The organism is Prosthecobacter sp., assembly GCF_044236155.1.
In the GTDB taxonomy this organism is placed as follows: domain Bacteria; phylum Verrucomicrobiota; class Verrucomicrobiia; order Verrucomicrobiales; family Verrucomicrobiaceae; genus Prosthecobacter.
The window spans coordinates 391,130-401,953 of sequence record NZ_JBIIHA010000001.1 but is presented as its reverse complement, the minus strand read 5'-3'; the positions used below and the strand labels follow the sequence as shown (position 1 = coordinate 401,953).

Below are 10,824 nucleotides of genomic sequence, written 5' to 3'. Positions count from 1 at the left end.
TAGGTAGTTTGTGCGCTGGTTAAGGTTGTGAGCTGAAACATTATGAAGCGCACAAAAAAGCAACAAAAAAATGACAGAAATTACATTTGGGATATAATTTATCACTTTTTTCAAAGAAAAAAATCCTGTTACCTCGGACCCACACGCTGGGTAAAGGTAATTTGGATTTTTTCGGCTTTGAAAGGGCATGATTCCGGGTTAACACACCAATCCTAGCCACATCTAATATAATTTCAATAACTTTAATCCTGATAGTCAGATTTTGTTAATTATATTTGTTCCCATAGTTCCCACCTTCACCTCTAAGCACATTCGGCGAAGTATCTCTCTTTTACATACAGGCATCTGGAACTGAACCCCTATTCGAGGAAGTTGCGGAGCGGCGTGCCTCCATTCCGGCCTGTGGCGGGAATCTGCATCATCAAATCCACCGCTTTGCCAGTGCCGTCATTGGTGACCGAGGACGCGTTGCCCAAATGACCGTTCGGCAGAAGCAACTGCGGGTGATCGAAGGGCGCGCAACGCCTCCGCACACGCTCGTCCGTGAGAGACCTCATGAAGGCCACAAGAGCCTCCTTCTCGTCATTGTTGAGTCCAAGACGCTCCACATCAGGGTCGAGGTCATTGATGTTCGCCTCATGGAAGTCACCGCCGCGATTGTAGAAGTCCACCACCTCGCGCAGCGTCCTTTGACCGCCATTGTGAAAATAGGGAGCTGTCAGTTCGATGTTCCGCAGCGTTGGCGTTTTGAAGGCACCAAAGGCGGCCACACGTTCATCCGTCTTCACCTTGATGTTGGGATCCACACCGATGACCTGCTTGAACACCTTTTCGCCAAACTCCTTCGACAAACGTGACTCGGAGAGCGGGAAGCCAAAGGGATCCATGCCCCCGACGCCCAGATCCTGCAGCGTCGGACGCACGCCGATGTTGTAGAAGCCGTTGTCATACACCGCCTCGCCGCCGTCGCCCATGATCATGCGTTCGAGGCGGTCATTCTTGATGTGATGCACGCTCGCCTTCGTGAACTCGGCTCCGCCATGGCAGTTCGCGCATTTGGCCTTGCCAAAAAAGAGATCCAATCCTCGCTTCTGCTGCTCGCTGAGCGCGCTCATGTTTCCTTCGGCGTAATCGTCAAACGGCGTTTGATCAGAAACCAGCGTGGCTTCATAAAGCTGGATGGCCAGACCAAAGAAGAGACTGAAATTGGCCTCCATGTGTGTGTAAGCGGTCAATGTCGGCCGCGGTTTCTTTGCCTTCTTAAGCGCCTTGGACAGCTCTATCAGGCCCATCGTGTCCTCCGCCCCGCCCACAGGCTCGGTGCCATCAGCCGCCAGGTTCACCTCGCCCTGCCACCACTCTGGACGGAAGGCCTTTTTGATGAGGTCCGCATAGCTGCTGGTATTGATGCCGGGGAGGGGCTGGCGGCTGACTTCTCCCAGCACGCTGTCCTGCCGATGGACCTGCTGCAGTTCCAAAGGACGGCGATTCAGCAGCTTTCGGCCAAGTTCGGGGAAAAGCCGGCCCGTGGCGGACATTTCAAAATTGCTCAAGGGCGGCCCCACCGCCTGGGAGGCCAGGCTTGCGTTGTTCAGACTGATTCTGACGGGCTTGAGATCCTTGGGCTTGTCCGCCTTCCACAAATAGGCACCCACGTCACGCTGTCCGAAGGGATTCACGCCGTTGAAGCGGTCCTGGGCGCGGCCGTCCCAAAAATTGCGCAAGTTGAAGACGGCGTTGATCACCGTGGGAGTGTTGCGCGGCTCCACCCGGCGTGTGTTGACGCCCTGCACGTTGAAAATGTCATCCGGAGTGACCGTGCGGATTTCATTTTTACTCAGCGGATCCAGCCCTCCAAACTGCTCCAGGAAGACCCCCTGTGAGCTGGCCACGTCGTTGGCTTCCGAAATGACCGTCGAATTGCGATTGTTGACATCGGACAGCTTGTGAAACGGGAAATCCCCCTTTTTCAGCGTGTAATTGGGGCCGCCGATCTGAAATGTCTTGTCCGGGTCGGCATTTCCGTAGTTATCCACCCGCAACAAGCCCGGGCTGATCTGATTCTTGGCACGATTGTCAGCGCCGGCGTGGAAATGGCAGCTCGCGCAAGCCGTCCGGTTGTCACTGCCAACCTGCATGTCCCAGAACAGCGCCTTGCCCAGCAGAATGGCCGCCTTTTTGTCTCGAACAAAGCCGCTCAGGTTGGATGGCTCCGGCACCTTGCGTTTGCGCAGGGACTCCGGCTTAGGCACAGGCTCAGCCTTTTCCTGTGCTTGGAGAGTCAACGTGGCAAAGTTCAACCCGACTCCAACGAGGAGACAGGTCAAGGCTTTGGATGTGGGGGTGTGGTTTTTCATGTTTTGACTCATCGCGGTGAAAATCATCAGTGATAATAATATCCATAATGAGTTTCAGTTTGGCAATTATGGATTTATCAGATACAAAGAACTTACATCCACCATACTCACCGCTGCCTGACTCCCCGTCCCCGCGTCGTTTCCCCGCTAAAATTCCCTATACAGCCTCGACACCCGGCGATTCGGCCCTATTCTCGCCGCCCTCCTTCCAAAATGCCCATGAGCAAGAAAATCGTCCTCGCCTACTCCGGTGGTCTCGACACCTCCGTTCTCCTTTCCTGGATCAAAGACACCTACCAGGCCGAAGTCATCGCCTTCTGCGCCAACGTCGGACAGGACGACGAATTGAAGGGACTCAACGCCAAGGCCAAAAAGACCGGCGCGGCGAAAATCTACATCGACGACCTCCAGCTCGAATTTGCCCGCGATTTCATCTACCCGATGATCCAGGCCGGGGCCATCTACGAGGGCCAGTACTTCCTCGGCACCTCGATTGCCCGCCCCCTTATCGCGAAGCGCATGGTGGAGATCGCCAAAGCCGAAGGCGCCACCGCCATCGCCCATGGCGCCACCGGCAAGGGCAACGACCAGGTCCGCTTCGAACTCACCGCTGCTGCTCTGGCCCCGGATCTCGAAATCATCGCCCCGTGGCGTGATGAGCGCTTCCGCAATGACTTCCCCGGCCGTGCTGAAATGATCGCCTACTGCGAGGAGAAGAAAATCCCCGTGCAGGCCAGCGCGAAGAAGCCCTTCTCGATGGACCGCAACCTCCTCCACATCAGCTACGAGGCCGGCATCCTCGAAGACCCGTGGTTCGACGCCAGCGATCCGAAGTACAAGGACTACTTCAACGTTCTCTCCGTCTTCCCAGAAGCCGCGCCCGACAAGGCGGAGACCGTCATCCTCGAATTCGACAAAGGAAACTGCATCGCCGTGAATGGCAAGGTGCTCGATCCCCTCGGCGTCATGAAGCTCCTCAACAAGCTCGGCGGCAAGCACGGCGTCGGCCGCGTGGACATGGTGGAGAACCGCTTTGTCGGCATGAAGAGTCGCGGCGTGTATGAAACCCCAGGCGGCAGCATCCTGCACTTCGCCCACCGCCAGATCGAGTCGATCACAATGGACCGCGAGGTCATGCACCTGCGTGACAGCCTGATCCCGAAGTATGCGCAGCTCGTTTACAACGGCTTCTGGTATGCGCCGGAGCGCCTCGCCCTCCAGGCCCTCGTCACCGAGAGCCAGAAGAAGGTCAGCGGCACCGTTCGCGTGAAGCTCTACAAGGGCAACATCATCGCCGCCGGCCGCAAGAGCATCTACAGCCTCTACAACCCGCAGATCGCCACCATGGAGGCCGACCCCACGAAGGCCTACAACCAGGATGACGCCACCGGCTTCATCCGCCTCAACGGCCTGCGCCTCCGCACCGGTGCGATGCGCGACAAGAAGAAGTAGCAGTTCGGCAAGCTGCATGGAATGAAAAGAGGCTTGACTGGCAAGAGGCTAATTTGAGAAAACCATCTCAAAATCAGTCTTTTGTGAAGGCCATTTCTAAAATCACAAAGTCCTTGCGCCGTCAGAGCGGCATGGCGCTTTTGTTGGTGCTCGTCACCCTGGCACTTCTGGCTCTGCTGATTGTGGCTGTCATTTCCCTAAGCGGCACCGAGACGCATACGGCGGCAATTAGCCAGCAGATCTTGCAGGCGCGGCAACTGGCGGAAATGCCGCCAGGCATCGTCATGGCACAGCTTCGCGATGGCACGTCTGGGCTTGGGTTTAAACGCACATGGACTTCCCAGCCAGGCATGCTCCGCGTGTTCGGGCTGGAAAAGGAAAAAGACAGGCCGGCAAAACTTGAACGCGTTTACAAGCTCTACTCCGCCGCCAAAATGATCGAGGATGGGAATTTTGATGCGGCGGCAGAACTCGAAACCCTGGCGGACTGGCAGAAGAAGCCCGCCACTTTTACCGATTTGAACGCGCCGGAAATCATTCACGAGCCGCAGAAGGACGGCTCCAGCAAACCACGTCGTGTCTTCCCTATCCTAGACGCCTCAGTGTTCGACATAGACAACGACGGCCGTGTGGACAAAGAAGGCCGGGGACGCATCAATGGCGCGCAAATCGTCGGCGGCCCGCCGCCGGGTGAAAGCGTTGAACATCCGCTGCCCATGCCTGTGCGATGGATCTATGTGGCAAGGGACGGACGATTCGTCATCCCAGCCGACGAGCAGGAAGGAGCTGCAAACTTCGACGCATCCATCATCAGCAGTGAAAACCCGATCGTGGGGCGCATCGCGTTCTGGACGGATGATGAATCATGCAAAGTAAACATCAACACTGCCAGCGAGGCCGTCCCGTGGAGCACGCCCCACACCACAAGCTGGACAGATCGCAACCACGGCACCTACATCCCGGCTCAAAACGAGTTCCAGCGTTTCCCAGGTCATCCATCCACAACCTGTCTGAGCCCCGTCCTCGGAGCCTTCGACACCAGGTATCAATGGCAGCTGCCCCTCATTCAAAACACGGGCCTGGCAATCTACAAAGACCCGAAGTTCCTTGAAACATACTACGCCATGCTGCCGAGGACCAGCCACGGCGAAAAACCCGGAGAAAGTTCCCGCGGGGGCACCACGCTCGTCACCAGTACGCAGGGACTGCCGGTGAAACGTGAAAGGCTCTTCGCCAGCGTGGATGAATTCTTCCACTCCTCCGATCGCAAGATCAACGGATTCCCTGGAGCCATCGACGACCGTGAGATGCACATGGCGCGCTTTTTCCTGACAGCCCACAGCCGCGCACCCGAGACCAACCTCTTGAACCGTCCACGCATCAGCCTCTGGCCGCTCCAGGCACAGACCGGCATGGAACGTGGGGCCAAGGACAGGCTGCTGGCCTTCTGCTCCCGCGTGGCGGGCATGGAAAACGTATTTCACCGCGCCTCGGTGTGGCAGAGCACCACAAAGCCAGGCTCCTCCCAGAGCACGACCGAGGATCTGCTGCTTGAGCAAAACCAGCGGCTGCTCGGTTATCTGCAAGAGCTGACCAGCACAGGCATCCCAGGTTTCGGCAAAGAGACGTTTCTGGAGAAATACGGCCAGGCGGACCGGGATCAGACCCTCCTGGACATGTTCGACCTTCTGCGCTGGGGAGTGAATCCATGGCATGCCCGCACCACCGGTGGAAGCAACAATATTGACCCCAAAAAGTCATACTACTACCTGCCCCCTCGGGCCAACAGCGGCTTGAATGGCAATTACCTCGCCGAGGCCTCCGCCGTCCCTGTGATCGCCAGTAAGATGCCTCAGGGAAAAGCCTTGGACAAGCCAATCAAGACCTTCGGGCGTTTCCACACCGTGATCGAGGCCTGTGTCGTTTTCATGGCCACCGAGGTAGATGGCGAAGTCGTGGACGGGAATAAGCAGGTTATCGACCCTCAGGTCGCTCCTGTTCCTGTGCGGCACCACTCCCGCATGCCAGTACTCCCACGAGACCGCGTAAACAACAGCACCGGAGCCCCCGGACGTGACAATTTGGCTGACAATACCCGCAAAATGCGTGCCTACGTCATCCTCCAACCTTACACTCCGGCCGCAGGTATGCCGCCGATGAGCGCGAACATCCGTTATGTCATTCGAGGTCTTGATTTATGGCGGGCGGACGGCGTCGCGCTGGGCTTTCCCGCTGAAGCAGTCAACCGTGCGGCCGCCCCTGCGGGACAGACGGGAGATGGCGGCCACACCACAGCCTACACCGGGTTGCAAGGCCAGTTTGTCCGGCCAAACAACGCCACCAAGACCGTACCGGTCTCTTCCAAGACCTCTGAAGACGACCACTTCCCTTTTTTCAGCGCAGAAATCGATGTGAACGGCAAGAAAGAGTTCCTTTTCTCCGGCGGAGACATCACCATCGATGTGCGTACCGGCTTCGGTCCTGCAGAGAAACGTGGCGAACTCGTACAGACCCTAAAAATGAGCTTCCCGGCCACCACCTTGCGTGTCCCCGTCTTGGTGCGTAATGTAGATGCAGGCAGACCATGGCCCGGCACCGCACGAATGATCGAGGAAACCGGTGAGGTGGTCACTGGAGGACAGATGGACTACTGGCTCACTCCTTTGCTCGATCTCAACACCCGCATCAGCTACATCAAAGGCAATGGTGGCCCCTTTCCAGCAAGACGGCCAAGGCAGAAGACGAATCCCATGACCGGCGAGTTGATGTGGGATGCAAACGGCAAGCGAGTCATCGAAAATGTCGGTGATAACGGCAACGGTCGCCAGATCATCATCAACAAGGGAGACGTCTGCCGCTCTGTCATCGTGGATGTCCAAAATCCCTCCAAAGGCGATCTACGGCTGCATGCCGTGCAGCCGGAAGTCCCTGCGGACTGGTTCATGCCGCATCCGAACTATCACAAAACAAACATTACAGAGGCCCAGTCCCTCCGGCATCCAGGCACGGCTTTTGCTGGCCATTTCGGCCACACCCACACCATTCCAAACATCGCCAGCAACAGCGGACGCCAGCACGTCTGGCAGATCGCCGGCTACAAATTCCGGGGCAACAGCGCCCAGGTCGAAAAATCCTACGGGCTCCTGCGGGATGTGCCGAGCTGGCAGGACTGCCAGCCAGCCGTTCCCATGCGGCTCGATGGCGCCTACAACGCGGACAACCGTCCTGGTGACTGGGACAATGGCATCGGCCGCATTGAGGACGGCCCCTACATCCGTGTTCCTGACCAGGGCGGGCTGGACACCGGAAGCGGCGGTTACTTCGGCCGGGCCGGTTTTGCAGAGGAGAAGGGCAAAAGCTACTCCCCAAACCGCCAGATCACATCCGCCGTGGCCTTCGGTTCCCTGCCCACCGGCGTGCATGGAAAGACCGAACCACGCCCCTGGCAAACCCTGCTATTTTGTCCAAACCCGCCCTCACGCTCCACACCCGCCACAGAGGAACCTAGGCCACAGGATCACTTCGGATTCATCGCGCCGCGAGATCACCTGCTGCTGGATTTGTTCTGGATGCCGGTCGTCGAGCCCTATGCCATCAGCGAGCCGCTCTCCACGGCGGGAAAAATCAACCTGAACCATCAGTTGATGCCTTTCACACACATCCGGCGCGCCACCGGCCTGCACGCTGCTTTACGCGGCACCCGTCTTACCGCGCTTGCTCCCGCGCTCGCTTGGGCGCGGAAAGCCAGCACGACGGGCGCCGCGGCAGCAGACCTCAATGAATGCTACAAAAGCTGGTCAAACTGGCTGCGCTTCGACACCGGATACGAGATCAATGCTGACGAGACCCTGCGCGGCCTCCAGGTCCGCTTTGATCGTGGGGATGTTTTCCGGTCGGCCTCCGAAATATGTGACATTTTCCTCGTCCCCAAGCCTTTCGAAGGCCGCACCTACCCCGCCGGAAAGCCATCGACATCCCCGAAATACGAAGCCATGACCGATTGGTGGAATGGAAAGCTTACAGACCAGAAAGATGGCTTTGAACTCACCGGTGACAATCTCCGCGAATCTCCCTACAACCAACTTTATCCCCGCCTAACCACTCGGTCGAATGTTTATCAGGTGCATTACCGCGCACAGGCGCTCAAGAAAAAGCGCTCCACCGCCGCGCATGTCTGGGTCGAAGGGCGGGACATCATCACCGCCGAAAGCCGCGGTTCCATGATCTTGGAGCGCTATATAGACCCGAACGACCCGACGCTGCCCGACTTTGTGGGAAAACCGTTTCAGGAAGGAGCGCTCGACGATCACTACCGGTTCCGCGTCATTCTCAAAAAGCAATTCAGTCCATGAGACACGCCCTCCAGCTTTGGAACAAACGGCGTCGCAGACATCACGGCTTTTCCATGACGGAGACCGTTTTGGCCTCCGGTATCGCCGTCATGACCGTGGCGGTGCTCTTCGCGCTGCTGCCGGGCAGCTTGGGAAGCCTGCGTGATTCGGTGATTCTCTCCACGGACAGCCGCATCGTGCAATCCGTCACCGCAAGCTATCAAATGCTGGAGTGGGCACAGGTTCAAAAACTGCGCCACACAGGCGGAGCCCCCCTGTTCTACTTCGACATTCAGGGTGATGAGCTGCACGCGAAATCAGCACCGGAAGCCAGCTTCGTGGCGAGTGTCGAGGTCACCTCGCCACCGCAGCTGCCTGGCGCTCAAGCCCCAAGCACTAGGCTCGGCATGCTGATCATCCGCATCGCCAAAGGCACTTCCCCTGCCTGTCTGGACGATCCGCGGATGCATCGCGTCCATCGCGTGCTCCTGGCACAGACTGACGCATCTCCTTGACCCAGCCTACTCCGCATGCGCCCGTCTGAACGACATCCCACAGAGTCGGCGGCTTTCACGCTGCTGGAACTACTGGTCAGCATGACAATCACCGCGCTGTTGATGGTGCTGCTCGCGCAGATGTTACGCTCCACTCAGCGGGTGTGGTCAAACGCACGCTCATCCACCGCCGCTTTTCGCGAGACGCGAACTGCGTTCGAGAGCATGACGCGCCAGCTCGCCATGGCCTCGCTCAATAGCTACTGGGACTACGACAACGCCGCCGATCCCGAGCTTTACCAGCGCCAGTCGGAGCTGCACTTCGTCTGCGGCCCCGCACATGATCTGCTCGGAACGGAACGTCCCGTTTGCGGTCATGCCGTCTTCTTCCAGGCACCACTGGGAATCACTCATGACATGCCCGGTAGCCCGGGTGCCAGTTTGGACGACAGGCTCAACGCTTTCGGCTATTACATCACCTATGACAGTGACACATCGGCACGCCCGACATTCCTAGGCGGGCAGCATGCGGCTCATACCCCGCGAAAATGCTTCCGCCTCATGGAAGTGTGCCTGCCCGCCGAGCAGATGGACCTGTACCAGCTCGTCCCGGTCATCGACAAGAGCGTCACGCCTCCGGTCACCCTGATGAAGCCACGTCTTGGAGAACAGACCCAGGCGGCGGACCTTTACGCGTGGTTCCGCTCACGCCTGGACACCCACTCCCATGCGCTGGCAGATCATGTCCTCGCTCTCATCATCCAGGCCCAGCCGCCTCCGTCCATGCCGCCGACACCTCCTGCTGAGGACTACACCTACGACACTCGCGGGCACCAGCTGCTGCCGAAAAACAAGCCGCTGAACCCGCGCCTCGCACAAACCCGCCATCAACTTCCTCCAACAATTCGCGTAACCTTGGTCGCGCTTGACGAACAGACCTGGGGAAAGCTTTCTGACGGTCTTGCGGATCAGTATGCCAGGGAACTGCTCACCCTGGTTGGGCAGAATCTGTTCAAATCACCCGCCAACCTCGAAAAAGATCTGCAAATGCTCGCCGAGGAAATGCGAAAGCGACGTCTCGTCCACCGGGTCTTCAACACCGTCATCCCCATCCGCTCGGCACAATGGTTTACCTCCCGGGAAGGAGCCTCCCCGCCATGAACGTGCCCCCTTCCTGCCTTCGGTTCTCATCCGGAATGACGCTTGCCGAACTGCTCCTGGTCTTGCTGCTCATCAGTGTGCTGGTCGGCATGTCCACATCTATGATGCGAGATTCGATTGAGAGCCAGCAACTCAACACCACCGCCACCGCGCTCACACATCAGTTGTCCAACTGCGCCCTACAGGCGGTGCGCCTGAACCGTGCCGTCGAAATCCGCTTCCTTCAAAACGATCCCGCAAGACCTGGACAGTGGTGCTCCATGCAAGCATGGGCACGGGATCCCGCCTCAGGCACGAACCAGCCCCTCGGCCATCTCTTCCGTCTGGGAGAGCACATCACCTTTCTCGACAGTCCGGAGCATTCAGGCATCCTCGGGCTCAAAACATCGTCCGGCCACATCGGCGGCTTTTCATTCCACCCCCGCGGCAGCACCAGCTTGCCGAGAATCTTTGCCAAGGACTCCAACCCTAACTGCCTCACGCTCATACCTTCCCGTTTTTTGCCAGTCCGGGACGGAAGCCTGCCATCCCTCAGCCGCACATTGTCCATCCATCCCACCAGCGGAAAAATCACGCTCTATTGATGCCCTCACCACAGTGTGAATCCCACCCTGCCGGCGCGGCGGATTTTCTCACTGAACAAAAGCAGCAGCGTCCCTGAGCCATACACCAGATTGGCCAGCCCCACCCAGATAGGAATGAAACCATGCGGCACCAGCGGTCCGCGTGGAGGCTCGGTGCCGGGAAACACTTGGTTGATGAAATACAGCCCGGCCATCGCTCCGCTTAGAAAAAGCACGACCAGCAGCACCCTGCAGTATCGCCGCTCGCTCATAAATCCATACATCACCACAAGGCTGATCGCATACCAGCTCATGGATCCGGCAAACCAGGCAAAGAGCTCGTGAAAGAGAAACATTGCCGTCACCAGGGCTCCGAAACACATGTGCGCCCACATCACCTTTTGGGTGAACTCCACCTCTTTACGGTAAACCGCTCCGCGTTGGCGTTGCACATCGAGCATGAGTT

General features: G+C 58.1%; 7 protein-coding genes. 5 read left to right on the top strand and 2 right to left on the bottom strand.

The genetic code is table 11. The features are described from left to right. Window positions 1-359: 359 nt before the first annotated feature. Window positions 360-2,357 (bottom strand): cytochrome-c peroxidase, encoded by a 1,998-nt coding sequence (locus ACILSE_RS01650; RefSeq protein WP_395715595.1) that lies wholly within the window; start codon window positions 2,355-2,357, stop codon window positions 360-362. Between the two features lie 213 nt (window positions 2,358-2,570). Here ACILSE_RS01650 and ACILSE_RS01645 point away from each other — a divergent pair, with 213 nt between their 5' ends. The 5 genes from ACILSE_RS01645 (at window position 2,571) to vccD (ending at window position 10,379) form a co-directional block, all read left to right on the top strand. Then, a complete protein-coding gene (locus ACILSE_RS01645; protein ID WP_395715594.1) occupies window positions 2,571-3,809 on the top strand; it encodes an argininosuccinate synthase in 1,239 nt (412 codons plus the stop codon). Between the two features lie 83 nt (window positions 3,810-3,892). Continuing rightward, window positions 3,893-8,161, top strand: a complete 4,269-nt coding sequence (gene vccA, locus ACILSE_RS01640; RefSeq protein ID WP_395715593.1) for a Verru_Chthon cassette protein A — start codon at window positions 3,893-3,895, stop codon at window positions 8,159-8,161. Next, window positions 8,158-8,655: a Verru_Chthon cassette protein B gene (gene vccB, locus ACILSE_RS01635; protein ID WP_395715592.1), complete on the top strand. Its 498-nt coding sequence runs from the start codon at window positions 8,158-8,160 to the stop codon at window positions 8,653-8,655. Before vccA ends, vccB begins: the two co-directional genes overlap by 4 nt. Before the next feature lie 15 nt (window positions 8,656-8,670). Next, window positions 8,671-9,795: a Verru_Chthon cassette protein C gene (vccC, locus tag ACILSE_RS01630; RefSeq protein WP_395715591.1), complete on the top strand. Its 1,125-nt coding sequence runs from the start codon at window positions 8,671-8,673 to the stop codon at window positions 9,793-9,795. Between the two features lie 35 nt (window positions 9,796-9,830). Continuing rightward, a complete protein-coding gene (gene vccD / locus ACILSE_RS01625; RefSeq protein ID WP_395715590.1) occupies window positions 9,831-10,379 on the top strand; it encodes a Verru_Chthon cassette protein D in 549 nt (182 codons plus the stop codon). Between the two features lie 5 nt (window positions 10,380-10,384). Here the strand turns inward: vccD and ACILSE_RS01620 are convergent, their stop codons facing one another. Beyond that, entirely contained in the window at window positions 10,385-10,819 is a 435-nt protein-coding gene (locus tag ACILSE_RS01620; RefSeq protein WP_395715589.1) for a hypothetical protein, read from the bottom strand. Between the last annotated feature and the right edge of the window lie 5 nt (window positions 10,820-10,824).